We start from the raw sequence: 26,301 nt of genomic DNA on the forward strand, positions 1-26,301 counted from the left end.
ATTATGTGAAAATGACATAAAGAAATACGAGTGAGAAGGTCATTCATGAACGTTTCTAGAATACACACAAATATATTGTTATTTATATGGAGGAGAGAAAGATGGGGATCAACGTTAGAGCAGTAGAAATACAAGATGCTAGAGCAATTCATCGTATATGTATACAAGATGACGTTTTACCGTATATGGTTTTCTTACCTAGCATGCGTGTAGACGCTATGGAAAATAGAATTCGAAATTTAGCACCAAATCAATTTGAATTTGTTGCAGAATATGATGGAGAAATTGTTGGGTTTGTAGGTTTAACACAAAGTCCGGGACGAAGATCTCATTCAGGCGATTTATTCATTGGGGTTGATAGTGAATATCATAATAAAGGAATTGGGAAAGCACTTCTTACGAAGATGCTTGATCTGGCTGATAATTGGTTAATGTTAGAGAGAGTAGAACTAGGTGTGTTAGAAACGAATCCAAAAGCAAAAGCTTTATATGAAAAATTTGGATTTGTAGAAGAGGGAGTAAAGATAGGGAATTTGAAAGCTCATGGAAAGTTTATTAATGAAATTATGATGAGTCGTTTTAGACCGGATGGTTTAATTGTACATAATTAATAGTTAAAAGCATGACAGTATACTGTCATGCTTTTTTATTAGAATTTGGCTGTAATAAAAATAATACTAAACCAATAAAAATAACGGTAATTCCTAGTCCTTGTTGTAAAGAAATGGTCTCATGTAATATAAAGTACGCTAGTATACAAGTTCCAATTGTTTCTCCTAAAATGCTCATTGAAATTAAAGTAGCACTCATCCATTTTAATAACCAATTAAAAATGGTTTGTCCTAAAATTGTAGCAATGAAAGCTAATCCAATAAAGCACAACCAAGTTTGTGTAGAATAATGGATGAAAGATTCTTGTTGCGTGAAAGCAAATATGCCAAGAAAGCCAGCACTACTTCCATAACTAATTACCGAATATGGTATAAGTGCCAAATCTTTACGAACGTGTTGGCTAATGAAAAAATAAGCAGTAATGATACCGGCAGCGATAAATGCTAAAATATCTCCATATAAAGCTGCTCCACTAATTTGGAAATCTTGCCAGCCAATAACGATACTACCTGAAATAGCGATGAGGCAACCAATAACCGCTCCTTTCGTAAATCTCTCCTTAAATAAAAAATAAACACCAATCATTGAGAACAAAGGTTGTAGCGTTACGATAACTGTAGAGCTTGCTACAGAAGTATATTGTAATGATTCAAACCAAAGTACATAATGTGCAGCTAAAAATAGCCCAGATATGGATCCGAATCCCCATTGTTTTTTCGTTAAAGTTTTTAGCTCATTTCGACTATTTTTATTAAATAGTAATAACGGTAACAGAATCAGTGTGGCAAAGAATAATCGGTAAAAAGCAATGATTGTAGCAGGAGCATCTGCCAATTTTACAAAAATTGCTGAAGTTGATAAGGCGAATACACCAAAAAATAAGATGCAATATGAAAGAATAGGTGATTTCAAAGTTTGTCCCTCCGATAGAATGTTTATTATAATAAACTTGATACGATATAATGTACAAAAGTAAGTATATAAGTCCCGGAGATAATAGGGAAGGATTATTTGCCTTTGTTTAGTATGTCAGCACAAAGACAAAGAAACATGCATTATGATGGACGAAAGGAATTTTTACTATGATACATGATAGGCTTGGACAAACGGTATTAAGTTACCGTAAGAAAAATAACATGACAATTCGTGAATTCGCTGATTATGCAGGGATTAGTACATCGTTAATTAGCCAAATTGAAAGAGGGCATGCTAATCCTTCTTTAAATGTTTTGGAATTAATTGCAAAAGCATTAAATGTACCGCTGTTTACACTTTTTATTAACGAAATTGATACAGATTCGCTCATTTCTAAGAAAAAAGATCGAAAAAAAGTATATCGGGAAAACAATAATCACATTGTATATGATGTATTAACACCTGATTTTATGAAAGCACGTATTGAAATGCTAATGATGGATTTAAATAAACAAGCAAACACAACACAAAGCCATTATTCCCATGAAGATAAGGAAGAGATTGCTGTTGTTATGAAAGGGGAAGTGTATGTGGAATTGGAGGGAAAAGAATATTTTTTAGAAGAAGGCGATGTTGTACGTATTCCACCGAATGTGAAGCATCGATTTTTGAATAAAAGTGATGAATCGAATCACATTTTATTTGTACTGACACCATCTTTAGGGTGAAAATATAGTGATTTTTATCCCGCATTAACGGGCAGTAAGACCTCCCTCAAAATTCAGCGAAAGTAAAGAAGTTAGGTGGGGGATTAACTGCCCATAAATGCCCGATTGGTAAGGGCTGATTAAAGTTTCACTTTATTAGGGGAGATAGAAAATGGAAAACAAAAGTATTTTAAAAGGCGGCCTTTCAATTATTTCTCAATGCAAAAAAGAAACAAATGATATTTGGCATGCGCATTTTGGAGCAGCTGCAATTGCTAGTTATTTTTTTATGAAAGATAATAATATTGATGAAGAAACAGCTCGTAATATGTATTCGCAAACAAGGATGATGCTGAACAAGAAAAAAATTGGTGAGATGATTGATGATAAAAAAGAAATAGATTTTCAAATTGCGGAGAATATGATTATAAAATCTTTAGAACAAACGATTGATGAACTTCATTGGGTGGGGCATAACGTCATTTATGCGTCATTAAGTTTATTGGCTATGAAAGAGCTACAAAAATGGGGCGATAATCAAGCAATTGAAGGGATTACTACTCTTATTTTATCATTTCGAAAAACAATTCCAGGTAGATCGTGGATTGGTTATACGACGAAAGAAGTAAAACAATTAAGTTTTGAAGATGAGATAAAAAGTGAATTGAGTAATCCAACACAAGTATCTCAGTTCATTTTAAATGAGTTATCGAAATTTAATAGTATTTATCGAGCGGAATCGCATCATGATTTAATTGGGCATTTGCTTACTTACTCCCACGCAATTAATATAATGTACGATTTAGGGCATATAGATATATTTCAACGAGGGATACGCCCGCTTTTAAAACTAGTATACGTACTACGAGCTAGCCAAAAGCTCAAGCTGAATACGGGAATAACTTTACACTCACCTATAGATCGATTACCTTTAATTCAATCTAAACGTGCAAATATTTTACCAACTGAAAATATATTTTGGATAAAAGACTATAGTGAATTCGATTGGGATTTTGGTCATGTATTTAAATTCTCATATAGTTATTTTAATCATATAAAGAGAGCTCCAGATTATAAAGATATAACATTAGAAAAATTCCGGTATGTTATTAATTCTTAATGAACGTCAATAATCTGTAAGAGGGAGCTTAATCTAGTTTCTTTTTTGTTAGTAGTATATTATTTTTTCAAATTTGTAAGATTTTACATGCGTATTTTACTTTTACTAATTATGTAAGTAGGCTATACTGAAATACATACATTTTATTTTTGGAGAGATGTAAAACGACATGGAACTAGCGAAATTAGAAAAAGTAATTGAAATAAAAAAAGAAGAACTTTTATATTTAGTATCGGATTATGGAATTCAACATGAAAAAGTATTGGCATTGAGTCAAGAACTAGACAAATTAATCAATTACTTTATGTTTTTAAAATAAAGAGAACTATGACGTGGTTTGTATATGTTATAGTTCTTTTTTATTAGGTAATTTGAAAATATATTCAAATATATTGTCTAATTTCTTACAGAATGCGCAACTTGCTAGTCGAATATAAGGACTTTTGGTTATAATAAAAAGGAATTATTAATTGTATCGGTTAGGAGCGCAGCACATATGAAAACAGTTGTTGTTATCGGTGGAGGTATAACGGGACTTTCTACTATGTTTTATTTAGAAAAATTAAAAAAGGATTATAATATCGATTTAAATTTAATTCTTATTGAGAAAGAAGAGTATTTAGGTGGTAAAATCCATAGTGTGGAAGAAAAGGATTTCATTATGGAGTCAGGAGCGGATTCAATCGTTGCTCGTAATGAATATGTTATGCCACTTGTAAAAGATTTAAATTTAGAAGATGAAATGGTATATAATGAAACGGGTATTTCTTACATATATTCTGAAAACATGTTACATCCGATTCCTTCTGATACTATATTTGGGATACCGATGAGCGCCCAGTCTTTGTTTAGCAGTACGCTAGTCTCAACGAAAGGGAAAATCGTAGCTTTAAAAGATTTCATAACGAAAAATAAAGAGTTTACGAAAGATACATCACTTGCTCTATTTTTAGAAAGTTTCTTAGGGAAAGAGTTAGTGGAAAGACAAATTGCTCCTGTACTTTCAGGCGTATATTCTGGTAAATTGAATGAGCTTACAATGGCATCTACATTACCGTATTTACTGGATTATAAAAATAAGTATGGAAGTATTATTAAAGGTTTTGAAGAGAATAAAAAACAATTTCAATCAGCAGGAAATAAAAAATTCGTATCATTTAAAGGTGGACTATCTACGATAATTAATCGCTTAGAAGAAGTGCTTACTGAAACTGTCGTAAAAAAAGGTGCTATAACGACGGCTGTAAGTAAACAAGAAGATCGATATGAGATTTCTTTTGTAAATCATGAAACAATACAAGCTGATTATGTTGTTTTAGCAGCTCCGCATGATATAGCACAAACTTTATTACAGTCTAATGAGTTAAATGAGCAGTTTAATACATTTAAAAACTCATCTCTTATAAGTATTTACTTAGGATTTGACATACTAGATGAACAACTACCAGCTGACGGCACAGGGTTTATTGTAACGGAAAACAGTGATTTACATTGTGATGCTTGTACATGGACAAGTCGAAAGTGGAAACATACATCCGGTAAACAAAAATTATTGGTAAGAATGTTTTATAAGAGCACCAATCCGGTATATGAAACAATCAAAAATTATAGTGAAGAAGAATTAGTACGAGTAGCTTTATATGATATTGAAAAGAGTCTCGGAATTAAAGGTGAACCAGAAGTAGTCGAAGTTACAAATTGGAAAGATTTAATGCCGAAATATCATTTAGAACATAATCAAGCGGTTCAAGCATTGCAAGAAAAAATGACGAATCTTTATCCAAATGTATATGTAGCTGGTGCCTCATATTATGGTGTCGGAATTGGTGCGTGTATTGGAAATGGAAAGAATATAGCCAATGAAATAATGGCTACATTAAATGAATAATACTGTAGAATAAATAAAAACTGTTCCTTCAGCAAAATGGAGGAACAGTTTTTATTTATTTTATTTGAATGGAAATTGTATTGTTTTTTACATTGTTTTCTTTTATTGTTAATGTTATTTCTCCAGACTCTTTAAATGAATACGGTGATAGTTGATAAATATCTTTTATATCATGTTTTTCTTGTAATTTATTTACCGGTATTGATACGATATTTGGCTTCCATGTTTCTTGTTTTCCTGAAGGATATTCTATAAGTATTACCGGATTTTTTAACTGTATTGTTTTCCAAGAGACGAAATATAGTTGTACTTCTGTATTTTTTTTAATAATTCTTCGGAGAAATAACCGAATTCGCCTACATTACCGAAAATAGTGTAGTTTTGATTTTTTAATTTAATATCTAAATAACTAGGTTGATATGTTACCGCATGATAAGTTCCATATGAAAGTGAGAGTATGGCAGCGATTAAAATACCGATTGAAAATGTCCTAAAGCTATTACCTTTAAAGCTAGTCATCATGAATGAGTTTGGTGTGAATTTTTTTGCGAATAAAAAAATAAGTAATATGAGTAAGAGGGATAAGCTGATGAATATATACATAGGAAATCTTCACCTCCACAATAAAATAAATATTAACTATATTTTACCATAAATGTATGGGGTAGGTTGGTTGTTTAGAAGGAGAAAATGAAGAAACAATTTCTTTACAGTTCTTGATAATTTAAAATTCGATTTATGGAAATTATAGCGTCATGTTTGAGGTGCAATCAGAAGGTATCTAATTCGTGTATATAGAATTAAGAGAGAATGTGCCATTAGAAATGTTTGATTTATGGAACAATAAGGACTTTACTAATTATACATATTTTTTCTGATATAATGAATGAGTAGAGAGAAAGGAGTGATCCTATGGCATTTCCTATATTAGAAACAGAACGCTTACGTTTAGTTGAAATAGAACAATCTTATTGTCAAAAAATATATGAAATCTTTTCATTGGATGAAGTGACGTGTTACTACGGTATGAATTCTTTTACGGAGTTTGGACAAGCTTCACGTATGATCGAATCTTTTTCAAAAAATTACTTTGAGAAAAAGGCAATACGATGGGGAATTGTGTTAAAAGAAACGAACGTTTTAATAGGAACAATTGGACTAAACAATTTACAATTATGGAGTAAACGATCTGAGATTGGATATGATCTGCATCCTCGCTATTGGGGAAATGGTTATGCTTCAGAAGCAGCTGGAGAAATTATTGATTATGGATTTAAAGATTTAGGTTTGTTTAGAATTGGAGCTATTACATATCCTGAAAATGTTACTTCTTGTAGAATGTTATCTAAAATTGGCTTTCAAAAGGAAGGTTTATTGCGCGGATATATTCATCAAGGAAATAAGCAACACAATGCATTATTGTATTCTATAGTGCGAACTGATGTGGAGGACATAAATTTATAATAAAAAAACCTCTTAATTAAAAGAGGTTTTTTTTATTATAAATTAACCTAATTTAGGTAATAAACGTTCTCCGCTTTTCATGCTACTTTTACATAAAGGGCATTTAGGCTCTTCTTCAAATGAAAAGTTCTTTCTCATCCATCCTAAACAATCCTCTGCTTCACATTCCCAAACAGGGGTTTGTTCTGGTGGTACTTCTGCTACATCGTTCTTTCGATTGCGATACATGTAACCACTCCTTTTATGTAAAAAATTTTTGTTATATATTAAAAAGGTTGTTAACCTTGCTGGTAACAACCTTTTTATTGTTTGAATTATAGCTTTACAACGTTTTTAGCTTGAGGTCCGCGGTTACCTTCTTCAACTTCGAAGCTAACTTCTTGACCTTCGTCAAGAGACTTGAAGCCGTCGCCAGTGATAGCTGAGAAGTGAACGAATACGTCGTTACCGTCTGCAACTTCGATGAAACCGAAACCTTTTTCGCTGTTAAACCATTTTACTTTACCTGTTAATGTCATGGTAATGCCTCCTAAAAGTAGAAAAATTACAATATGATCGGCCTTATTTGAATGAAAATAAAAGTTCACATATTATCAAAAACCCATAAGGAGTACAAAATGTTCCTGATTGATACTTGATAATATGCAAAGAAAATATAGTGTTAAATTGACCTTAATTACTATCTTACAACAAATGGTGGGAAATAGCAAGTGCTGGTAATACCACTGAGTAAACTGGGTGATAATAGTAAAGGCACAAAGGCACCTCTTTTATTTATATATTATTCCTAATTTGGATTTATTCCAAACAAAAATAATTTATATGAAAAAATAAGTTTAAATAAAAGGCTAAATATTATTTTAATATTGCTAATGAGTAACATAATTAGGAGGATAGAATATTGCAAAATAAACAATTTAAAATAATTGAAGCAGTAAAAGAAGGAAGAAGAAAAGTTCATCCTGTTTTTGCTGTCATACTCGCGATTATATTTTTAACTTTAGGTGAGTTATTTATGTTGTTTATGCTGATTTTACCGAAAGCAGAAACAACTTTTATGAAGGCGATTTATAACGACATTGAGATGATATTAACGTTTGGCGGCGCAATATTTTTTGTGTTTTTATGGATTAGATTTGTAGAGAAAAGATCATTTTCATCCATTGGTTTTTGGAGAAATCAATGGATAAGAAAATATTTGAGAGGTGCATTAATAGGATTTGTTTTCATTTCAATACCAGTAATTTTACTCCTATTGGCAGGAGTTGTGACACTACAAATGCAACAAATTACAGTAACCGTTATGTTGGGTATTGTAGGTTCTTTAGTTGCATTTTTAATACAAGGGGCAACGGAAGAAATTATTGTACGAGGTTGGTTATTCCCGGTTCTTTCTGTTAGAAGTCGTATATGGGTTGGGATTGTTGTGACGTCTTTCTTATTTGGTTTTCTTCATTTACTTAATCCAGGTATTACAATTCTTTCAATATCGAATATAATATTAGTTGGTGTATTTGCAGCTGTTTACGTTTTAAAAGACAGTAGTCTGTGGGGGATTTGCGCATGGCATTCCATTTGGAATTGGGCACAATATAACGTCTACGGTTTTGCAGTTAGCGGGATGACCATATATTCAACGCCGCTATTTAAACCTACAACAAATGGCCCCGAATTCCTTCATGGAGGTTCGTTCGGAATTGAAGGTAGTATCATTACAACAATCATGCTCGCTATTGCTTCAATTGTTTTATGGAGAAAGTTATGGGGAAGAAAAGTGAAACAACGAAGTTTTAGTTAATGAAAGGGGGAGAAACTATGGGGATAATAGCATTTGAGGGAGCAAGCGCTGTTGGTAAAAGTACCACGTGCCGTGAATTAGAAAAGAATTATGGTGCTTATATAATACCTGAAGTGAATTCTTTATTTGAAAGGCCAAAAAATGAACATAGAACATGGTATTTTGAAAAACAAGTTGAGCGCTGGAATATAGCTGTTCAGAAGTCAGAGCAATATGAATTAGTAATACTCGATGGCGATATATATCAGCCACTTAGTTATAATTGGTGTTTTCATTTTGATCTATTTAATCAGCCATTATCTGTAATAGAAAATTTTTATAAAGAAAAGATGATAAATAGGGAAATTGGTTTTCCGGATCAATATTTTTATTTATATACGAACGATGAAGAACTTAGAAAGCGGAAAGTATCTGATGAAACGAAAAGAAGGAGAAACTTTGAAAAACATTTACATATATCAAAATCGTTTCAGTGTTATTATGAAAATTTAAATTCTGTTACAGATGGGTATTGTAAATTAATTGAGGCGAAAAGTGTAAAATCGAATGAAATAGAAATTGTAAAGAATTTAAACAGTTTAAATGTTTGTGAAGAAAGACGTTTTGATGTTTCGAGGTTAGATGCTATTACGAAGTGGTTAAAAGAAAATCGTGCATAAAGTAAAAACAACGAGTGTTATTTATCGCGCTCGTTGTTTTTTGTTTCTTTATAAATATAAAGGGAAAATTTGTAGAATATTTTCATTATTTAACAGAATAATCTTTCAATTTTAAAGAAAAAGAAATACAATATGAGGAAGTATATATAAATAATATGATAGGGGATGGGATGCGATATTTTGAATGAAGGAACAGTTTTTATATAAGAAGTAATTAGGTAGTAAGAACAGAGATATTTGGGAGGAAACAAGCGCGATGAAAACACTATTTAAAATAATAGGTATTCTAGCTGGTATGGCGGTAATTGGAGTAGGTTTAACATATGGTATGCTGTATTATTTAAATAATAGTAAACCAGCTGCGAAAAAGGCATCACCAGCTGCTCCAGCAGTAGAAGTATTAGCTGATAGTAATGTAAAAGCAGAAGATGCAAAGCTTTTAGAAAATGGCAATTATTCATTGCCGAATAGTGGTTTTAATAAAAATTTTAAATGGACAGATGAGAACATACAGACAGCATTACATGAAATGGCACATCAAAAAGCGAAAGCTGATCAAAAGTGGGGCTATATTTTTATTACACAAGAGCGGATTGAAAGCTTAATTGATATTGTAAAGAGTAATGATCTTGTACAGGGAAGTACATATGTAGAAATTTTAGAACGATGGAAACAAGGAAAATATGAAAAAGTTGATGCAGATCACAATAAGATTTGGAAATTACAAAGCGGGAATTTAGGAGAAGGAAAAGGAGTAATGTCGGAAGCTGAGCAAAAAGAATTAATTAATCAAGTGTTTATGAACAAAGGTACATATTCAGGTAGTAAATTAATTGCAGGCGGGGGACAGACTAATAAATAGTATACTAATTAATGAAAAAGAGTAATTGCTTATTAGGTAATTACTCTTTTTATATGTACGTCTTAATATTTTAGTCTCGTTCAAGTAAGGAAAGAAACGACTGTAATACCGGGGAAATCCATCTGGATTTATGATAGATTACATGACTTTGAATAATGGTTGGAGTTTCGATAGGCTGAAAACATAGTTGTTCTTTTTGGCAACTTTCTTGTACAACGATATAAGGAAGAATTGAAATGCCTAATTCACACATAACGGATTGTTTAATGACTTCAACATTGGAAGTTTCAAATGTTTTAGCTGGAATATTTCCACTTTGACGTAAAAAACGATCTACCATTGGCCTATAGCCGCAGCTTTGTTCTGTAAAAATGAACTGGGTGTCCTGTAATAACTGGAATGGATTTGCGTGTGCAGCGGAATAAGCTGGTAAAATCCATCCAAATGTTTCATTACTAAAAGTACGCGTAATAAAATCATTATGTTCTATACTTTCTCCAATTATGAAGACAACGTCTGTTTCTCCTTCACGTAATTTTTGTAATGCTTGTTCATTTGTGTTTGTTTCAAGTACGATATTTACTTTCGGATTTTTCTGTTTGTAAGTACGTAATAATTGTGGTAATCGGTATACCGCTAATGATTCATTAGATGTAATACTTAATGTACCTTCTAAATAATCTGTATTTTGGGGGATTTCTTGCGCTTTTTCATATATTGCAAGTAATTCTAATGCATAAGGATGAAATTGATGACCTGCTTTTGTAAGTAGCACTTTTTTCCCTAACCGATCGAAAAGAGGAATATGTAAATCGTTCTCTAAAGCTTTCATATGTGCTGTAACAGTAGATTGCGCATAACCTAGCGCATGAGCAGCTTTAGAAAAATTACCATACTTCACAATGGCGCAAAATGTTTTAACATGTCTCATTTCCATAAGCGATCCCTCTTTTATTATCATGATTTGTGAATGATTATATCATGTATTTTAATTTTCCAAATGATTAAATTCCGTATAAAATAAAATTGTGGAAATATTCATTCAAGTGATATTGGAGGAGAAAAGATGATCAAAAAGGGCTATCATGTAGCTGTTGTTGGGGCTACAGGTGCGGTAGGGCAAAAAATTATTGAACTGTTAGAGAATGAAATGAAGTTTAATATAGTTGAAGTTACATTGCTTTCATCAAAACGATCCGCCGGTAAGAAAGTAAGATTCAAAGGACGAGAGATAATTATACAAGAGGCAAAAACAACTAGCTTTGAAGGTGTAGATATTGCCTTTTTTAGTGCTGGGGGAGAAGTATCTAGACAATTTGTAACTCATGCAGTTTCTAGTGGTGCGATTGTAATTGATAACACAAGTGAGTACCGAATGGCACAAGGTGTACCGCTCGTTGTTCCGGAAGTGAATGCGCATACTTTAGAGCGGCATAAAGGTATTATTGCAGTTCCAAATTGTTCAGCATTACAGATGGTAACTGCACTTCAGCCGATTCGAAAATCATTCGGTTTAGAAAGAATTATCGTTTCAACATATCAAGCTGTATCGGGTTCTGGCATTCATGCGATTCATGAATTACAAGAGCAGGCTAAGTCTATGCTTGCTGGTAAAGAAGTGAAAAGTGATATATTACCGGCGAAAAAAGATAAAAAACATTATCCAATAGCGTTTAATGTACTGCCTCAAGTAGATATATTTACAGACAATGATTTTACTTTTGAAGAAGTAAAGATGATTCAAGAAACGAAGAAAATATTAGAAGATGAAAACTTGAAAATGGCAGCTACTTGTGTACGTGTTCCAGTCGTATCAGGGCATTCAGAATCGGTTTATATAGAACTGGAAAAAGAAGCAACCGTTGCGGAAATTAAGGAAGTATTAATGGATGCACCAGGTGTTATTTTGCAGGATAACCCTAGTGAACAGCTGTATCCAATGCCATTATATGCAGAAGGGAAAATAGATACATTTGTCGGAAGAATACGTAAAGATCCTGATACGCCAAACGGATTCCACCTCTGGATTGTTTCCGATAATTTATTGAAAGGTGCGGCTTGGAATTCAGTTCAAATCGCAGAGACTTTAGTGGAAAGGGGGATACTTTAATATAGTTTGAAAAATTGGGGAATCGTTAATGATTTCCCGGTTTTTACTCATTGAAAGTTGGAGGAAGTATGCCGTTTTCTGAGGTGAATGTGAACTTTAAAAATAAAAACTTATACTGACTTTTGGAGGGAAGATAAGAATAAATTGATGCCTAAAAGATAAATGGGATAAGATGGTAATATAAAGAGTGCATATACACTGGAGGGATTACCAATGCTAAAAGTTATGTTACCATTTGTTCTTATCTTTTTTCTTGTTATTGCGATGTATATTGCTTATCAAAAGAGAAAAAAATCCGAGATAAAAGGATTGAAAAGTGCGCTAACTTCTATTTGTTTCTTTTCACTCGCAATATTAAATATGTTTGCATATTGGTTTCATTTTGGCGGTTTTTTTACTTGGTTATTTTCAATTGTATTATTGCTAGTTGGTGCATATTTTACAAAATATATTCCAATATCTAAAAAGGTACATTAAAATTTATAAGAGTTTACATGCAATGTTTACTTTTTTGAAAAGAGATTATTCTACTAGATCGTTGTGAAACGATTTCATAGGACAATCTCTTTTGTTTAGTTTTGGAAAGAACGTACTGTGATTTGTAGTTGCTCAATAAATTCTCGAGTGGCAGCACACATATATTTATCTTTTCTATAAATAAGCCCTATTTCAATTATTGGAGTAGGGTTTTCTATTTTAATAGCTTGAATGTTTTTATTTTGTAAAAAGTCTATATATGGTTGTGGTAACACTGTAATTCCCATTCCTTTAGAAACCATTTGGATTAAAGATTCCATCGTACTAATTTCTAAAATTGGTCTTGGTCTAAAGTTGAATTTTTGACAATGAGATGTAATTAGTTCGGTTAAAAAGAAATTTTTAGGTAAAAGAATTAAAGGGTAGTTCTGTAGTTCAGTAATAGATACATGATTACGTTTAGCTAATCGATGACCAGTTGGCACGACCAATGTAAGGTCGCTTTTGTATAGAGGGATGGAGATAATTTCTTTATCTTGCACCGGGAGAAATGTAATGCCGATATCTAGTTCGTTTTGTAATAATTTTTCACGAATATCTCCTGTACGAAGCCCTAATACAGAAAGCTCTATATTGGGATATAAATTATTGAAATTTAAAATAGCTGGTGGTAGTAAATAATTTACGACGGTTAACAAAGCCCCTATTGTTAAGGAACCTTGCTGTAATCCGTTTAGGTCTTGAAGGGCTGAACGAGCTTGTTCGACTTCATGAAAAATGGTTTTACAATGTGATAATAAAATCTTCCCTGCTTCAGTTAAAGATATTTTTTTACCAATTCGATCGAAAAGTGGCATTCCTACTTCATGCTCTAATGCACGTATTTGTTGACTTAGTGAAGGCTGTGAAATATTTAATTTCTCAGCTGCTTTTGTGAAATGTAATTCTTTTGAAACAGCTAAAAAGTATTCAAGTTGTCGTAATTCGATTGAAATCACCTCAAGTATAATAATAGGTTATACCTATCATTATTATATAAATAATTGAATTGAACAATGATTTTAGAGGTTTTATAATCATCTTTATATAGCAGAGAGGGTTGTAAAAATTAATCGAGAGAAAATACATGTAACACCTTTAAAGGAGGAAATAGAATGGCTAATGAATATCGATTATTATCTTTAAATATAGGATTACCAAAAGAGGTTACATACGGCGGAAAAGTAATTCATACAGGCATAAATAAGAAACAAGTAAAGGAACCGGTATATTTATCCTTTGTAAAGTTTAATGGAGATGGACAGGCGGACTTAGTTCATCATGGAGGAGTAGATAAAGCAGTTTGTGTTTATACTGGTGATCACTATCCATACTGGGAACAAGAATTGAATCAAGATCTTGTATATGGGGCTTTTGGAGAAAATATAACAGTTAGTGGTATGCGCGAAGAGGATGTTTGTATTGGTGATACGTTTGAGCTAGGACAGGCAATCGTACAGGTAACACAACCAAGGCAACCTTGTTTTAAATTAGCAAAAAAATATAATATTCCAAAGTTACCACTATATTTTCAAGAAACAGGATATACAGGATTCTATTTTCGCGTATTAAAAGAAGGATGGGTATCATCAGTCGATACATTAAAAAGACTACAGTCTGATCCAAAAGGTGTTTCAGTAGCGTTTGCTAACCGTATCATGCACAAGGAAAAACAAAATATTGAAGGGATAAAAAGGATATTAGAAGTAAATGCACTTTCAAGTAGTTGGAGAAAGTCTTTTGAAAAGCGTATAAGTGGAGAAGAAATTAATACGAAGGAAAGACTTGAAGGGATAAAAGACTAAAAATATTTTATTATAAATAGTGTATTTCTATTAGTAAAAGCTAATTAGAAAGCGCTATTTTTATATAATAAACTAATTAATATCCAAAAATCTTAATATTGTTTTATTCGACTTATTTTCAAATAGTCAAAACATAAAATTAATTAGACTTTTTTTTTATGTTTTATGATAGTATATTGATTGGTAAGACCTCTATTTTTAAGAGTAGGTCATATAAGTATATCTAATTTAATGGAATTTAACATTTGGAGGTACAACATGGGGAATGTTGAAAAAATGGCAAGTCTTCTAATAGAAGAACCGAAAAGAGAGCAGTTATTTCCTTTATTTGAAGAAGTGTTTGAAATTACAACTCAAACATTGAATGATTTTTCGGATAAAGGGTATTGGGATGATACATATAAAGCTTTATCATTTTTACAAGAAGATAAAGTGATTGCAAATGTTGCGGCATTTTCACTCCCATTATTAATTAATGGAGAAAAAATAAATGCGGCGGGTATTCAATCAGTAATGACACATCCTAATTTCCGTAGACAAGGGCTAATGAAACAATTAATGGGTAAAATGATAGAAGAAATCGATAAGAAATGTGAATGTACATTATTGTTTACGGAAAAACCTGAACTATATACAGCGTTTGGATTTAAAGTTGTGCAGGAATATTTGATGACTATACCATACGATAAAAACAATAATAACGATTCACTACTTAAAAAATTAGATTACTATAATGTAGAGAATAGACAGTTAATACATGAAACTATTGATAGTGGCCAAAGACTTTCAAATAATTTTTCAACTTTAAATTTCCGTCCTTCATTTTATTTGAATATGTATGACTCGGAATGGAATGAGAAATTGTATTATTCAGAGAAACTAGATGCTTTAATCGTTTATGAAGTAGACAATGAAAAGTTGAAATTATTTGGAGTATTTGCGCCAGTACTTCCGGTTTTAGATGAAATATGTGGAGAAATCAATGAAAGGTTTACGGAAATCGAATTTTATTTTTCTCCAGATCAATTAGGGATTGAGGATGTACAGTTTACAGAATTACAGTCTAGTAAGTATTTAATGGTTCGAAGTGATAAAGAGTTAGATTTTAAAGGTTATAAATTCCCAGTATTAGCGGAGTTTTAAATGTCTATATAAATGCTTTATATATCGTATATACCAGAACGTATTGAGCAACTCACTATAATGAATGTACCTGAATACTATAAGATTAATGACAATCATGCGTTTATTGTCCGTTCGAAAGCAGAAACTGATTTTTGGCTTAAAACACATTATGGTTTTGAAGTAATGAATGGTCATGTATTTTATAATGAGATGATGACAGACTTTCAAGCTGAAGTTCAGTTACGTATGAATCCAAATTCAAAATTCGATCAAGCAGGTCTTTTTGTTATGATTTCGGAGAACTGTTGGCTAAAAACATCTTTAGAATATATCCCTGAAGGGCCATCTCACTTAGGTGCTGTCGTAACGAATAATGGATATTCTGACTGGTCAACGCAAGATTATCCAACTGAAGAAGCTAAGCAACAAATTCGTTTTCGAATTATTCGAAAACGTGGTGATTATACAATATATGTGAAAAAGAGCCATCAATGGGAACAAATAAGAATCACTCATTTAATGGAGGATATAGGGAATGAGCCTATTAAAATAGGTTTTTACACGTGTAGTCCTTCTAAAAATAAGGGATTTGAGACTGAGTTTTTAAATTTTACAATTGAAGAAATATAGATGAAAAACCGTATTCTTTTCAGTAAGAATGCGGTTTTTGTATTTACATAATATAAAGCACATTTATTGACCAGAAAGTCATTAATGCTTATCATTTAATAATGTTAAATATTAATTTACATAATATAATAGAAGTAATGAAGAAATTACAAAATATATCGCTTAAATAAGGAGGGATATGAATTATTCAGTGGTAATTTCATGGGAAAAGGAGATTATGTATGAAATCATTTCGTAAGTTATTACAGTATTTAAAACCATACATGTTCTTCGCTATTATTGGACCGCTATTTATGGTACTTGAGGTTGCGATGGACTTAATTCAACCGACTATTATGCAACATATCATTGATGTTGGGATTGCAAATCGGGATTTAAATTATGTAATAAAAATGGGGCTTCTTATGATAGGGGCAGCAGCACTCGGTTTAGTTGGAGGGCTTGGGTGTATGATGTATTCTACAAAAGCAGCTGTTAATTTCGCTACAGACATAAGAAAAGATGTGTTTGCGAAAATAGAAACATTTTCTAGTAATAATCGTGATTCATTTGGAACAGGTAAATTATTAACGATTGTGACGAATGATATCACTTCTATTCAATCGGCAATGACGATGACATTACGTGTTCTCGTTCGTGGCCCACTGTTATTTATCGGAAGTATAATTATTGTTTTTGTAACAGCGCGAGAGTTATTTCCAATATTACTTGTAGTTGTTCCAATTTTATTACTTGCAATTATTTTAATTGCAAGTAAAGCAAGTGGTACATTTAAAAAGGTGCAAGAGGCATTAGATAAAGTGAATACAAAGTTACAAGAAAATTTATCTGGTGTGCGTGTTATAAAAGCGTATGTAAGACAAAAATATGAAATCGCTCAATTTGGAAATGTAAATACAAATTTAACGAAGATAAATATTCGAGCTGTGCAACTTATTTCTTTAATGATGCCAATCATTATGCTAGTTGTAAGTGGCGGGATTGTTGCAACATTATGGATTGGTGGAGAAAAAGTATTCAGTGGAACACTTCAAGTAGGAGCGATTTTGGCATTTATTAATTACTTGAATATCATTTTAATGTCACTTATGTCGATTAGCATGGTATTTATTCAAATTGCGCGAGCTTTTCCATCTGCGGATCGTGTAAAGCAAGTGTTAAATACTGAAGTTGATATTATAAGCGAAGCGAATGCGATTGAACCTGAGAAAATCGAGGGGAATATAGAATTTAAAAATGTTAGTTATAGCTATACGAAAAATAATGAATATGTTTTAAAAGATATTTCGTTTAGCATACAAAAAGGTGAAAAAGTAGGGATTATTGGATCGACTGGAAGTGGTAAATCAACCTTAGCGAAACTGTTACCACGTCTATATGATGTGGATCAAGGTGAAATATGTATAGATGGAATAGATGTTAAAACATATGATTTGCAAAAACTCCGTGCTTCAATAGGCTTTGTACCTCAGAAGGCGTTATTGTTCTCAGGTAGTATAGAAGAGAATTTACGTTATGGTAAAGAAGATGCAACACACGATGAGCTGGAAGTAGCAACTGCATCAGCTTGTGCGAATGAGTTTATCAATAAGCTGGAAGAATCTTATCAATATAATTTAACACAAGGTGCAACAAATCTATCAGGTGGACAAAAACAACGTGTATCAATTGCAAGAGCACTTGTGAGAAAACCACCGATTCTAATATTAGATGATTCTACATCAGCAGTTGATGCGAAATCAGAGGCTACTATTCAAACAGCTTTAAAAACAAAATATAAAGGCACAACGACTTTATTAATTGCGTCCAAAATTTCTTCCATAATGGATGCGGATAAAATACTTGTATTAGATAATGGTGAATTAGTTGGTAATGGTACACATGAACAATTGTTAGAACAAAGTGAGGTTTATCAGGAAATTTATCTTTCCCAAGGTGGTAATTTGTATAAAGAAGGTGGGGAAGAACATGCGTAATTTTCAAGGACAATTTGCTAATAAAGGTAGAAGAAACACGCCAAAGATGGGAAAAGCTAAAAATGCTCAAGGAACTGTAATGCGGATATGGAATTATATGGGCTATCAAAAAGCTGCTCTTATGTTTGTTATATTTCTAGTAGTTGTTACTACATTACTTGGATTATTAGGTCCATATTTTATAGGAGTCATTATAGATCAATATATTGTACCGAAAGATTTAAGTGGTACAGCAAGAATGTGTATGTTACTTATCGCGATTTATGGTGTAACGGTACTTTTAACATGGTTACAAACGTTTGTCATGATTAACGTTGCATTAAAAACAATTCAAAAAATACGACAAGATATTTTTGAGAAAATCCAAACGCTTTCTTTACGGTTCTTTGATGTACGTTCTCAAGGTGATTTAATGAGCCGTGTGACAAATGATATAGATAATTTGAACCAAGCTTTGACACAAAGTGTTGTACAAATTATTTCATCAGCGTTAACTTTTATAGGTGTAACGATTGCGATGTTCGCCTTAAATTGGATTTTAGCAATTGTAACTTTAATTACAGTACCTATTATGTTTTACGTTACAAAAAAACTAGTTGCATATAGTGGTAAAAACTTTGCGAAGCGTCAAAAAGATTTAGGTGAATTAAATGGATTTATTGAGGAAGCAATTACAGGTGCGGATGTTACAACGTTGTACGGAAAAGAAAAAGAAACTGTACAAAATTTCAATAAAATTAATGAACAGCTAAGAGTTTCAGCTACGAAGGCTGATACATTTTCAGCTTTTATTTTTCCAAGTATGAACTTTATTAATAACTTAGGTATGGGGCTTGTCATTGGGACTGGATCAGTTATGGTCTTAAACGGAATGACAACAGTAGGTGTTATTGCGGCTTTTATTAATTATTCTCGTCAATTCTCAAGACCGTTAAGTCAATTTGCGACTTTAATGAATACAATTCAAGCAGCAGTTGCTGGTGGAGAACGTGTTTTTGAGATTATGGATGAGGTACCAGAAATTCAAAATAAAAAAGACGCATTTGTTGTACAAAATTTACAAGGGCATGTTGTACTTGAGAATGTTTCATTTGGCTACGCAGAAAATAAAACGATTTTAAAAGAAGTAAGTCTTAAAGCGCAGCCAGGAGAGACAATTGCTTTAGTTGGTCCGACTGGATCAGGGAAAACAACAATCATTAATTTGTTAACTCGTTTTTACGATATACAGCAAGGACAAATTCATATTGATGGAAAAGATATAAAAGATTATGATATTAATTCTTTACGAAGTAAAATAGGAGTAGTTTTACAGGATACGTATTTATTTGCAGGCTCGATTATGGATAATATCCGTTATGGACGCTTAGATGCTAGTGATGAAGAAGTCATCACTGCAGCTAAGGCAGCATCTGCACATTCTTTTATTAAGCATTTGCCAAATCAATATGAAACAGAAATTGCTTCAGAAGGATCGAATTTAAGTCAAGGACAAAAACAACTTCTTGCGATTGCACGAGCAATTTTAGCAGATGCAGATATATTAATTCTCGACGAAGCGACATCTAATATTGACACAAGAACAGAATTACAAATACAAGCAGGACTAAATAATTTAATGAGAGGTCGCACAAGTTTTGTGATCGCTCATCGACTTAAAACAATTGAAAAGGCAGATCAAATCCTTGTTATAAAAGATGGAAATATTTTAGAAAGAGGGAATCATGAATCTCTCATGGAAGATAAAGGATTCTATTTTGATTTGTATACGAGTCAGTTTAAAATATAGTAAAAGCATTGATATGTTGCGGTTTCTCTTGAGAGGAGAAACCGCATTTTTTTATATTTGAAAATATTATTATTCTAATGGTCTTTCACTACATATTTTAACAGCATCCTCCTGCATTCCAGGCAAAACATGTGAATAGCGATTTAATGTTATGAACATATCTTTATGACTGAAGTGTTCTAGATGTATACCTTGTTTCAAAAGTAGCGGAGCATGTGTATAACGTAAATCATAAAATCGAACTTTAAAAATTGGGATTTAAATAAAAAGAGCGCAGTATAGCGCTCTGAGACAAACTATATATTTAGAGAGAAATCAAGATAATATATGGATATTGTTTGAGAATGTTGTAGGTTTTAATTAAAAATAAAGCACACATATAAGTGTGCTTTTATGAACGCTTTAGATTTGTATGACTATATAGTCAACATACAATAAAATATGCTTGTTTAATATAAATGTGTGTCAAATCTATAAAAATATATTTTAGTGTGTATAAGGAACATTAAATGTTAGTTAGCCAAGTCTTTTGTTTTTATCCCGCTATTTGCCGGGCAGTAAGGCCCCCACCTCAAAATTCAGTGGAAGCAAAGAAGTTAGGTGAGGGCTGATTAAAGTTTCACTTTATTAACGAATTTGCGCAACTGTTAACGCTGCAGAACGAATATCTACTGTACCTATTACTTCAACGGGGACAATTTGAATTACATCACCAGGGTTTAAGTTAATTAGAATGACACCACTTGATACATCGACTTCACCAGTTCCGATAATATTAGAACGGACTGCGGTTCCGGATCCTGCAATAACATTAGTCGATGAATTTAATGTCAAGAAAAAGCGCGCTGCTTCCGGGGCTACCGGAACGTTATCAAGGCTAATTGTTAATGTATAGCTAATTTGATAAATACCAGCTATCTGAATTTTAATACCAGTTCCAGTACTAATTGTATCATTGATTACAGGGACAGTAATGTTAGGATTTGGGCCTGTACTAGGTAATAGTAGTGGTGTAAATAATGTTGCAAATTGAGGTGAAGTAGCATTGAAGGCAAAACCTAGGGCAGGTAGTGTACTAGGTGCTTGTGCTTCACAATTAAAATTAGCGAATTTACGAATTGATGAGCGCATATTTTCACTCCTTTCTTGTATTTAGATTGCGTGAGTATTAACTTCACGTTTTGGACAATCATAATACAATATATGAAAATTTATAGTAGATAGTGCACAAGCGTTACTATTACGGATAAAGCTATAAATAATATATGGAAAAAGCAGTTAGCTAAATTAGCTAACTGCTTAGTAGGTTCTCTAAGAGCAAATAGGAGAAGAATTATTGTGCCATATAAAAGGTCACTATAGATAAGTGCTCTTTTTGTGAGTGAGTATAAGTTCCTATCATTCTATCTAGTATATGCACTGTACTATATGTAGTTGCTACTAAAATTGATGTGAATTTTTAAAATTAGAGGTTTCTTTTAATGAAACCTCTAAAAAGATAAATCAAGTTACGTTATAGTAAATTCAATTGCAATAGGAGTGCCTCCATCTAGGACTGCTCCTCCTACAATAGTAGCAGCTGTAGTAGTCACACCAGTAATAGTATCACCTGTTTGAATAACACCATTAATATAAAGTGTTAAAAAGGCATAAGAAGCAGGGAATGTTGTTACAGCGCCAGTGTCATCAGTGAAGTCTGTGTTAGCAAAAGTTAAATCTGCTCCAGCAGCAGTTCCTGTTGCTGCTGTACTTACAAATCGTCTTCCAGCTATAAAAGGTTTAACGATAGGCATTTATATTCACCCCTTTTTGAGAATTAACTCAGACAAGTTTTTTGAAGGTTTTGTCCTGTATCGTATTCTATGCTGTGCTTCTACTAAGAGATACGGCTTGTATACTAGTAAATGAGTATAATTATTATGCGTTTTATAAGTTAGGTTCTTATCAGTAATTAAGTGATTAAGGTTGGATTTTGTATATGGTATGTTTAGGTTAAAAAAGAGCTCTTAATCAAATTATTATCTTAGTGTTGTAGGGAAACTGGCGGCCTCAGTGACAGATGGCAAAAATAATTTACGTGGTATTGTAATAAATTCAAGCGCAATTTGCTTTGGATAAATAAGTATTTGAGTTAAATCTAGAGCATGTATTAATAGTATCATGAAGCTTGTAAGAATTAAAAAACTACCCCAAAAGAAACTTTTTGAAGTGTTGCGGAAATCTTTTATTAAAGAAAAGAATGAAAAAAATGCGGTAACAATGAGAATTAAAAATTTATACTTATCAGCCATTGTGATCCTCCTAAAGAGCAGTAATTTATATTATACGGTATTTTTTCTCTATAATTATAAAAAGATTTTAAAATACCTATGTTGTAGACTTATTGTTTTCATTTTGCCTACAATCGTATAATACTAAAGCGAATAATGTTGAAGAACTTTATTAAGCTAGCGGCACACAACAAAATTAATATTATCTAGTGAGAAACATTCTAGTTTACTTCGTAGTCCCAATCCATAAATTGTGAAACTACGAAATAGATTATTAATAAAAACATTTTAAGATTATTATAATATTGATGTGATGTATACAGAAAAGAGGATAAAAAGCATCCAGAATGAGTTAATAGCTAGTGAATAACAATTGAAATAGCACTGAAAATCAATAAAACAGCCATAATGATGTTAAATAATTGATTATGTTTTAATAAAATTTTTTGGAACATGGAACCAAAAAGGCTCCAACTAAATGTACTCAGTAAACCAACTATACCTAGGAATAATGAGAAAAGTAGAAAAATTGAATATGAGTTGTAGTAAGGGAGTATAAAAGTAGAGACTACGGTGAGTCCAAATAATATTCCTTTTGGATTAACAAATTGAAGAAAAATACCCACTGTAAATAAGTTTTTATTATTTTTTTCATCGGGTTCTGCACTGCCTTTACTAGTGATTATTTTAAAGGCTAAATATAGCATATACGCGACACCTAAAATCTTTAAAGGCAATTCAATTATAGGTACAATATTAATTAATACAATATTAAAGAAACTACATAAAGAAGTGAGGATGAAAAAACCGAATGCTACTCCAAAGCAAAAGTTTATACTTCTCTTTAATCCGTGTTGATTTGCGTATGTCATAGCTAAGAAATTGTTAGGGCCAGGTGTGAAGCTGCTTATAAAAACAAATAACAAAAAAGAAAATATTGGCATTTTAAAACCCCCTAATTATTTTGTATGTTATAATGATCAAAAAGAACAATATAACGTGTGCTTTTTATTATACATAACGGACGTTATATTGTATACAATGTAGGAGTGTTTTTTATGGAAGAAATTCAACTTATTCTGGCAAAAAATTTAAAATCAATACGTGAAAAAGAAAAATTAAGTTTAGAAAAGGTCTCTCAATTAACAGGTGTAAGTAAAACGATGATTGGACAAATTGAAAGAGGAGATTCAAGCCCGACACTAACAACAATATGGAAAATTGCTAATGGTTTGAAAGTATCCTTTACCTCTTTAATTAATAATCCACAGCCTGATACGAAAGTGATTTTACGAAATGATGTTCAAGCATTGTCTGAAGACAATGGGAGATATAAAGTGTATCCCTCATTTCCTTTCCAAGATGATAGAAACTTCGAAATCTATACGGTTGAAATTGAAACAGAAGGGAATTTAAGTTCAGAAGCACATAAAGAGGGTACTGAGGAATTTATAACGGTATTTGAAGGGGAATTGAAAATTGATATAAATGATTGTCAATATACGTTAAATAATGGAGACTCAATTCGCTTTAAGGCGGATAGACCGCATACTTATACTAATTCAGGAAGAACATTAACTCGGTTAAGTATGACTATTTATTATCCAGCTTTATAAGCTGGCAATAATATAAAGAGTAAAAGTAAATGTGTATTGTTAAAACCATCTATAAGAGATGGTTTTATTTTTTTGAATAAAAAAAGACACTCAATTGAGTGTCAATATAGTATTGCTCTCGCGTATAGGATTGGAGATGTTTCTCAAATACATATTGAGATGGTCTGTAAAGGAGAAACAATCTTCATCTTTAATGTAACATCGACTTGGGGGAAGTGTAAATTGATAATATATATACGGAAAATTTAGTATAGATGTTTTCTACTATGGATATAGTATAATTTGTTTTTATTACTTAATCACTATAGTAACATTTACTAAGTGAGTATTTAGATTTTTTATTATAAAAAGAATGAATCATTTTTTAATCAATTCGTATAATTGTAAGAGAGGCACCTGTTGATCCGCCTCCAACTAAATTCACGACGGATAATATACCAAATAATTGTAGTGAAATTGTATTACCAGCATTTAAATTAGTAATTAAATTATTACTATAATTTGAAGTTGATAACGCGGGAGAAAAAATAGAGCCAGGAATTGGCGTAGAAGCGTTTAATAGTAGTCTTGTTCCAGCAAGTAGAGAGGTTGTCGTATTAACTTGATAGGTTAAATGATATCTTCCAGTTACAGGAATTGTAAATATATCGTTTGAGGCGTTAACTGTAAAATTACCGAGGCTTTGGTTATTAGAAAGAGGAATATTAGTGCCACCTAATATCACAGAGATGGGACCACCTAATGTATTATTAGCGAACATAGAGTTTGTTGTAACGATTAAACCAGTACTTCCGGTAGGCCCAGTACTTCCGGTAGGCCCAGTACTTCCGGTAGGTCCAGTACTTCCGGTAGGCCCAGTATTTCCGGTAGGTCCAGTACTCCCGGTAGGCCCAGTAAGCCTGTAAGGGAAAATAATGTCAAGGGCCATTGACATTATTTCTTTTTTTCTAATTTCATTATTATCTTGAATATAAATCACCTCATCTTTTTAAATAAGAATGTTATAGATTTAGTAATTTTTAAATAGAATGATTTATTTATTATATTAATTAAAGCGGTTATAGCAACGGTAAAATGTTTAATATATGTAATAATTCTTTGGGAAGAAAAAGAGAATAGTTATAAAGTCATTCTTGAATAATAGGATCATAATGATGTGTATGAATTAAAAAACATGTGGAATGAGGTATTAAATTGAAACGCAATGACAATTTATCATTGAATAAGGGGATGATAGGGCCAGAAAATATTGGACCTACATTTCCGATTCTTCCACCAATTTATATTCCAACAGGAGAAACAGGTCCGACCGGAATAACGGGAGCAACCGGAGAAACGGGACCGACCGGAATAACGGGACCGACCGGAAAAACGGGACCGACCGGAATAACGGGATCGACCGGAAAAACGGGACCGATCGGAATAACGGGAGCAACCGGAAAAACGGGACCGATCGGAATAACGGGAGCAACCGGAGAAACGGGACCGACCGGAATAACAGGTTCAACCGGAAAAACGGGACCGACCGGAATAACGGGATCGACCGGAATAACGGGACCGATCGGAATAACGGGAGCAACCGGAGAAACGGGACCGATCGGAATAACAGGTCCGACCGGAGAAACGGGACCGACCGGAATAACAGGTTCAACGGGAATAACGGGACTGACCGGAGTAACCGGGCTAACCGGAGAAACGGGACCAATCGGAATAACGGGACCGACCGGAGCAACAGGACCAACAGGACCAACCGGAGTAACCGGAACAACAGGGATAACAGGACCAACTGGAATAACAGGACCAACCGGAGTAACTGGAGCAACAGGTCCTACTGGGGGTATTGGCCCTATAACAACAACCAATTTGTTATATTACACTTTTGCAGATGGAGAGAAACTTATATATACAGATACTGACGGGATACCTCAATATGGTACAACAAATATTTTGTCTCCTAGTGAAGTTTCTTATATTAATTTGTTTGTTAACGGAATACTGCAGCCACAACCATTATATGAAGTGAGTACTGGTAAATTAACTTTATTGGATACGCAACCACCATCGCAAGGATCTTCAATTATATTACAATTTATCATTATTAATTAAAAGGACAGATCCTTAATGAAAAGGAATCTGTCCTTTTTGTTTCATATTTAAATAGTTAAAATTAAGTGAAGGTACATTCAATTTCTAGATGTTATAAATGGTTGAATAATAGGAAATTTACTTTCAATCCTTTTCATTGTGTATTGGAATAAAATATAGAATGAATTTTTCAATATATTATATGAGAGTTCTCTATGATACAAACGGCTTCATGTTTAAAAAGAGACCACAATTTTAGTAAAGAAATAATGTGAATTTATATGTAAAAAATGGCACCGTTAATTGTTGAGTATATTCAAATTAATATGTGTATTTGAACCTAAGAGATAAACG

28 protein-coding genes and 2 pseudogenes are annotated in these 26,301 nt (G+C 32.5%); 19 read left to right on the forward strand and 11 right to left on the reverse strand.

Annotated features, from left to right (window positions below; genetic code table 11):
* The first annotated feature begins 101 nt into the window (after positions 1–101).
* On the forward strand, positions 102–611 hold the full coding sequence (locus AC0ONG_RS10465) for a GNAT family N-acetyltransferase (RefSeq protein ID WP_000512615.1): 510 nt from the start codon (positions 102–104) through the stop codon (positions 609–611).
* A gap of 25 nt (positions 612–636) precedes the next feature.
* Here AC0ONG_RS10465 and AC0ONG_RS10470 read toward each other — a convergent pair whose 3' ends face one another.
* Positions 637–1,524 (reverse strand): DMT family transporter, encoded by an 888-nt coding sequence (locus tag AC0ONG_RS10470; protein ID WP_000841798.1) that lies wholly within the window; start codon positions 1,522–1,524, stop codon positions 637–639.
* A 170-nt stretch (positions 1,525–1,694) separates the two neighbouring features.
* Between AC0ONG_RS10470 and AC0ONG_RS10475 the strand changes: the two genes are divergently transcribed.
* From AC0ONG_RS10475 to AC0ONG_RS10490, 4 genes are all read left to right on the forward strand, one after another.
* A complete protein-coding gene (locus AC0ONG_RS10475) occupies positions 1,695–2,255 on the forward strand; it encodes a helix-turn-helix domain-containing protein (RefSeq protein ID WP_000581035.1) in 561 nt (186 codons plus the stop codon).
* A gap of 151 nt (positions 2,256–2,406) precedes the next feature.
* On the forward strand, positions 2,407–3,354 hold the full coding sequence (locus AC0ONG_RS10480) for a hypothetical protein (protein ID WP_000428900.1): 948 nt from the start codon (positions 2,407–2,409) through the stop codon (positions 3,352–3,354).
* A 169-nt stretch (positions 3,355–3,523) separates the two neighbouring features.
* On the forward strand, positions 3,524–3,673 hold the full coding sequence (locus tag AC0ONG_RS10485) for an aspartyl-phosphate phosphatase Spo0E family protein (RefSeq protein ID WP_000417698.1): 150 nt from the start codon (positions 3,524–3,526) through the stop codon (positions 3,671–3,673).
* Between the two features lie 177 nt (positions 3,674–3,850).
* Positions 3,851–5,242 (forward strand): protoporphyrinogen oxidase, encoded by a 1,392-nt coding sequence (locus AC0ONG_RS10490; protein ID WP_153599049.1) that lies wholly within the window; start codon positions 3,851–3,853, stop codon positions 5,240–5,242.
* Positions 5,243–5,297: 55 nt separating this feature from the next.
* On the opposite strand, the pseudogene AC0ONG_RS10495 reads toward AC0ONG_RS10490, so the two are convergent.
* Positions 5,298–5,845, reverse strand: a pseudogene (locus tag AC0ONG_RS10495) (hypothetical protein).
* 309 nt (positions 5,846–6,154) lie between these two features.
* Between AC0ONG_RS10495 and AC0ONG_RS10500 the strand changes: the two are divergent.
* On the forward strand, positions 6,155–6,706 hold the full coding sequence (locus tag AC0ONG_RS10500; RefSeq protein ID WP_136996475.1) for a GNAT family N-acetyltransferase: 552 nt from the start codon (positions 6,155–6,157) through the stop codon (positions 6,704–6,706).
* A 42-nt stretch (positions 6,707–6,748) separates the two neighbouring features.
* Here the strand turns inward: AC0ONG_RS10500 and AC0ONG_RS10505 are convergent, their stop codons facing one another.
* Positions 6,749–6,934 carry a cold-shock protein gene (locus tag AC0ONG_RS10505; RefSeq protein WP_000286198.1) on the reverse strand — a complete coding sequence of 62 codons (186 nt, stop codon included), beginning with the start codon at positions 6,932–6,934 and terminating at the stop codon, positions 6,749–6,751.
* 86 nt (positions 6,935–7,020) lie between these two features.
* Complete coding sequence (gene cspD, locus AC0ONG_RS10510; RefSeq protein ID WP_000176366.1) at positions 7,021–7,224, reverse strand: cold-shock protein CspD; 204 nt, start codon at positions 7,222–7,224, stop codon at positions 7,021–7,023.
* A gap of 383 nt (positions 7,225–7,607) precedes the next feature.
* Here cspD and AC0ONG_RS10515 point away from each other — a divergent pair, with 383 nt between their 5' ends.
* From AC0ONG_RS10515 to AC0ONG_RS10525, 3 genes are all read left to right on the forward strand, one after another.
* Complete coding sequence (locus AC0ONG_RS10515) at positions 7,608–8,504, forward strand: CPBP family intramembrane glutamic endopeptidase (RefSeq protein WP_136996473.1); 897 nt, start codon at positions 7,608–7,610, stop codon at positions 8,502–8,504.
* Positions 8,504–9,163 (forward strand): nucleoside/nucleotide kinase family protein, encoded by a 660-nt coding sequence (locus AC0ONG_RS10520; RefSeq protein ID WP_003278212.1) that lies wholly within the window; start codon positions 8,504–8,506, stop codon positions 9,161–9,163. Before AC0ONG_RS10515 ends, AC0ONG_RS10520 begins: the two co-directional genes overlap by 1 nt.
* Positions 9,164–9,419: 256 nt before the next feature.
* Positions 9,420–10,025 carry a PRK06770 family protein gene (locus tag AC0ONG_RS10525; protein ID WP_000853597.1) on the forward strand — a complete coding sequence of 202 codons (606 nt, stop codon included), beginning with the start codon at positions 9,420–9,422 and terminating at the stop codon, positions 10,023–10,025.
* A gap of 70 nt (positions 10,026–10,095) precedes the next feature.
* Here the strand turns inward: AC0ONG_RS10525 and AC0ONG_RS10530 are convergent, their stop codons facing one another.
* Positions 10,096–10,962: a LysR family transcriptional regulator gene (locus AC0ONG_RS10530; protein ID WP_000425889.1), complete on the reverse strand. Its 867-nt coding sequence runs from the start codon at positions 10,960–10,962 to the stop codon at positions 10,096–10,098.
* A 129-nt stretch (positions 10,963–11,091) separates the two neighbouring features.
* Between AC0ONG_RS10530 and AC0ONG_RS10535 the strand changes: the two genes are divergently transcribed.
* From AC0ONG_RS10535 to AC0ONG_RS10545, 3 genes and pseudogenes are all read left to right on the forward strand, one after another.
* The gene (locus AC0ONG_RS10535; protein ID WP_000591707.1) at positions 11,092–12,135 is read left to right on the forward strand and encodes an aspartate-semialdehyde dehydrogenase; all 1,044 of its coding nucleotides are present in this window, start codon (positions 11,092–11,094) and stop codon (positions 12,133–12,135) included.
* Between the two features lie 41 nt (positions 12,136–12,176).
* Positions 12,177–12,297, forward strand: a pseudogene (locus tag AC0ONG_RS10540) (C45 family autoproteolytic acyltransferase/hydolase); the annotation flags it as partial.
* Between the two features lie 51 nt (positions 12,298–12,348).
* Positions 12,349–12,612 carry a hypothetical protein gene (locus AC0ONG_RS10545; protein ID WP_474203582.1) on the forward strand — a complete coding sequence of 88 codons (264 nt, stop codon included), beginning with the start codon at positions 12,349–12,351 and terminating at the stop codon, positions 12,610–12,612.
* Positions 12,613–12,707: 95 nt separating this feature from the next.
* On the opposite strand, the gene AC0ONG_RS10550 is transcribed toward AC0ONG_RS10545, so the two are convergent.
* Positions 12,708–13,610 carry a LysR family transcriptional regulator gene (locus tag AC0ONG_RS10550; protein ID WP_000623400.1) on the reverse strand — a complete coding sequence of 301 codons (903 nt, stop codon included), beginning with the start codon at positions 13,608–13,610 and terminating at the stop codon, positions 12,708–12,710.
* Between the two features lie 156 nt (positions 13,611–13,766).
* On the opposite strand from AC0ONG_RS10550, the gene AC0ONG_RS10555 reads away from it, so the two are divergent.
* The 5 genes from AC0ONG_RS10555 to AC0ONG_RS10575 all read left to right on the forward strand — a co-directional run bounded on the left by AC0ONG_RS10555 (position 13,767) and on the right by AC0ONG_RS10575 (position 19,976).
* Positions 13,767–14,456: an MOSC domain-containing protein gene (locus tag AC0ONG_RS10555; RefSeq protein WP_001263005.1), complete on the forward strand. Its 690-nt coding sequence runs from the start codon at positions 13,767–13,769 to the stop codon at positions 14,454–14,456.
* Positions 14,457–14,714: 258 nt separating this feature from the next.
* A complete protein-coding gene (locus AC0ONG_RS10560; protein ID WP_000528682.1) occupies positions 14,715–15,599 on the forward strand; it encodes a GNAT family N-acetyltransferase in 885 nt (294 codons plus the stop codon).
* Between the two features lie 12 nt (positions 15,600–15,611).
* Complete coding sequence (locus AC0ONG_RS10565; protein ID WP_000965798.1) at positions 15,612–16,211, forward strand: DUF1349 domain-containing protein; 600 nt, start codon at positions 15,612–15,614, stop codon at positions 16,209–16,211.
* A 221-nt stretch (positions 16,212–16,432) separates the two neighbouring features.
* Positions 16,433–18,187 (forward strand): ABC transporter ATP-binding protein, encoded by a 1,755-nt coding sequence (locus AC0ONG_RS10570; protein ID WP_136996472.1) that lies wholly within the window; start codon positions 16,433–16,435, stop codon positions 18,185–18,187.
* A complete protein-coding gene (locus AC0ONG_RS10575; RefSeq protein ID WP_136996470.1) occupies positions 18,180–19,976 on the forward strand; it encodes an ABC transporter ATP-binding protein in 1,797 nt (598 codons plus the stop codon). Before AC0ONG_RS10570 ends, AC0ONG_RS10575 begins: the two co-directional genes overlap by 8 nt.
* A 627-nt stretch (positions 19,977–20,603) precedes the next feature.
* On the opposite strand, the gene exsF is transcribed toward AC0ONG_RS10575, so the two are convergent.
* From exsF to AC0ONG_RS10595, 4 genes are all read right to left on the reverse strand, one after another.
* Positions 20,604–21,107, reverse strand: a complete 504-nt coding sequence (gene exsF / locus AC0ONG_RS10580; RefSeq protein WP_001257874.1) for an exosporium protein ExsF — start codon at positions 21,105–21,107, stop codon at positions 20,604–20,606.
* Positions 21,108–21,484: 377 nt separating this feature from the next.
* On the reverse strand, positions 21,485–21,769 hold the full coding sequence (locus tag AC0ONG_RS10585) for a DUF4183 domain-containing protein (protein WP_001123247.1): 285 nt from the start codon (positions 21,767–21,769) through the stop codon (positions 21,485–21,487).
* Positions 21,770–21,994: 225 nt separating this feature from the next.
* Positions 21,995–22,267 carry a hypothetical protein gene (locus AC0ONG_RS10590; protein ID WP_000774122.1) on the reverse strand — a complete coding sequence of 91 codons (273 nt, stop codon included), beginning with the start codon at positions 22,265–22,267 and terminating at the stop codon, positions 21,995–21,997.
* Between the two features lie 338 nt (positions 22,268–22,605).
* A complete protein-coding gene (locus AC0ONG_RS10595) occupies positions 22,606–23,190 on the reverse strand; it encodes a LysE family translocator (protein WP_001121279.1) in 585 nt (194 codons plus the stop codon).
* A 114-nt stretch (positions 23,191–23,304) separates the two neighbouring features.
* On the opposite strand from AC0ONG_RS10595, the gene AC0ONG_RS10600 reads away from it, so the two are divergent.
* On the forward strand, positions 23,305–23,862 hold the full coding sequence (locus tag AC0ONG_RS10600; protein WP_000391292.1) for a helix-turn-helix domain-containing protein: 558 nt from the start codon (positions 23,305–23,307) through the stop codon (positions 23,860–23,862).
* A gap of 364 nt (positions 23,863–24,226) precedes the next feature.
* Here AC0ONG_RS10600 and AC0ONG_RS10605 read toward each other — a convergent pair whose 3' ends face one another.
* Positions 24,227–24,841: a BclA C-terminal domain-containing protein gene (locus tag AC0ONG_RS10605; RefSeq protein WP_431142885.1), complete on the reverse strand. Its 615-nt coding sequence runs from the start codon at positions 24,839–24,841 to the stop codon at positions 24,227–24,229.
* A 215-nt stretch (positions 24,842–25,056) separates the two neighbouring features.
* Between AC0ONG_RS10605 and AC0ONG_RS10610 the strand changes: the two genes are divergently transcribed.
* Positions 25,057–25,968, forward strand: coding sequence for a DUF4183 domain-containing protein (locus AC0ONG_RS10610; RefSeq protein ID WP_474203583.1), 912 nt, complete (start codon positions 25,057–25,059; stop codon positions 25,966–25,968).
* Positions 25,969–26,301 lie beyond the last annotated feature (333 nt).

It is taken from the genome of Bacillus sp. TCT6 (genome assembly GCF_056033845.1).

Coding starts and splice junctions, on each gene's coding strand:
- AC0ONG_RS10480 (WP_000428900.1), top strand. CDS start 2,407: ATGGAAAACAAAAGTATTTTAAAAGGCGGCCTTTCAATTATTTCTCAA.
- AC0ONG_RS10565 (WP_000965798.1), top strand. CDS start 15,612: ATGCTTTATATATCGTATATACCAGAACGTATTGAGCAACTCACTATA.
- AC0ONG_RS10490 (WP_153599049.1), top strand. CDS start 3,851: ATGAAAACAGTTGTTGTTATCGGTGGAGGTATAACGGGACTTTCTACT.
- exsF (WP_001257874.1), bottom strand. CDS start 21,107: ATGCGCTCATCAATTCGTAAATTCGCTAATTTTAATTGTGAAGCACAA.
- AC0ONG_RS10505 (WP_000286198.1), bottom strand. CDS start 6,934: ATGTATCGCAATCGAAAGAACGATGTAGCAGAAGTACCACCAGAACAA.
- AC0ONG_RS10555 (WP_001263005.1), top strand. CDS start 13,767: ATGGCTAATGAATATCGATTATTATCTTTAAATATAGGATTACCAAAA.
- AC0ONG_RS10590 (WP_000774122.1), bottom strand. CDS start 22,267: ATGGCTGATAAGTATAAATTTTTAATTCTCATTGTTACCGCATTTTTT.
- AC0ONG_RS10465 (WP_000512615.1), top strand. CDS start 102: ATGGGGATCAACGTTAGAGCAGTAGAAATACAAGATGCTAGAGCAATT.
- AC0ONG_RS10535 (WP_000591707.1), top strand. CDS start 11,092: ATGATCAAAAAGGGCTATCATGTAGCTGTTGTTGGGGCTACAGGTGCG.
- AC0ONG_RS10530 (WP_000425889.1), bottom strand. CDS start 10,962: ATGGAAATGAGACATGTTAAAACATTTTGCGCCATTGTGAAGTATGGT.
- AC0ONG_RS10545 (WP_474203582.1), top strand. CDS start 12,349: ATGCTAAAAGTTATGTTACCATTTGTTCTTATCTTTTTTCTTGTTATT.
- AC0ONG_RS10585 (WP_001123247.1), bottom strand. CDS start 21,769: ATGCCTATCGTTAAACCTTTTATAGCTGGAAGACGATTTGTAAGTACA.
- AC0ONG_RS10485 (WP_000417698.1), top strand. CDS start 3,524: ATGGAACTAGCGAAATTAGAAAAAGTAATTGAAATAAAAAAAGAAGAA.
- AC0ONG_RS10600 (WP_000391292.1), top strand. CDS start 23,305: ATGGAAGAAATTCAACTTATTCTGGCAAAAAATTTAAAATCAATACGT.
- AC0ONG_RS10500 (WP_136996475.1), top strand. CDS start 6,155: ATGGCATTTCCTATATTAGAAACAGAACGCTTACGTTTAGTTGAAATA.
- AC0ONG_RS10595 (WP_001121279.1), bottom strand. CDS start 23,190: ATGCCAATATTTTCTTTTTTGTTATTTGTTTTTATAAGCAGCTTCACA.
- AC0ONG_RS10475 (WP_000581035.1), top strand. CDS start 1,695: ATGATACATGATAGGCTTGGACAAACGGTATTAAGTTACCGTAAGAAA.
- cspD (WP_000176366.1), bottom strand. CDS start 7,224: ATGACATTAACAGGTAAAGTAAAATGGTTTAACAGCGAAAAAGGTTTC.
- AC0ONG_RS10525 (WP_000853597.1), top strand. CDS start 9,420: ATGAAAACACTATTTAAAATAATAGGTATTCTAGCTGGTATGGCGGTA.
- AC0ONG_RS10575 (WP_136996470.1), top strand. CDS start 18,180: ATGCGTAATTTTCAAGGACAATTTGCTAATAAAGGTAGAAGAAACACG.
- AC0ONG_RS10520 (WP_003278212.1), top strand. CDS start 8,504: ATGAAAGGGGGAGAAACTATGGGGATAATAGCATTTGAGGGAGCAAGC.
- AC0ONG_RS10570 (WP_136996472.1), top strand. CDS start 16,433: ATGAAATCATTTCGTAAGTTATTACAGTATTTAAAACCATACATGTTC.
- AC0ONG_RS10560 (WP_000528682.1), top strand. CDS start 14,715: ATGGGGAATGTTGAAAAAATGGCAAGTCTTCTAATAGAAGAACCGAAA.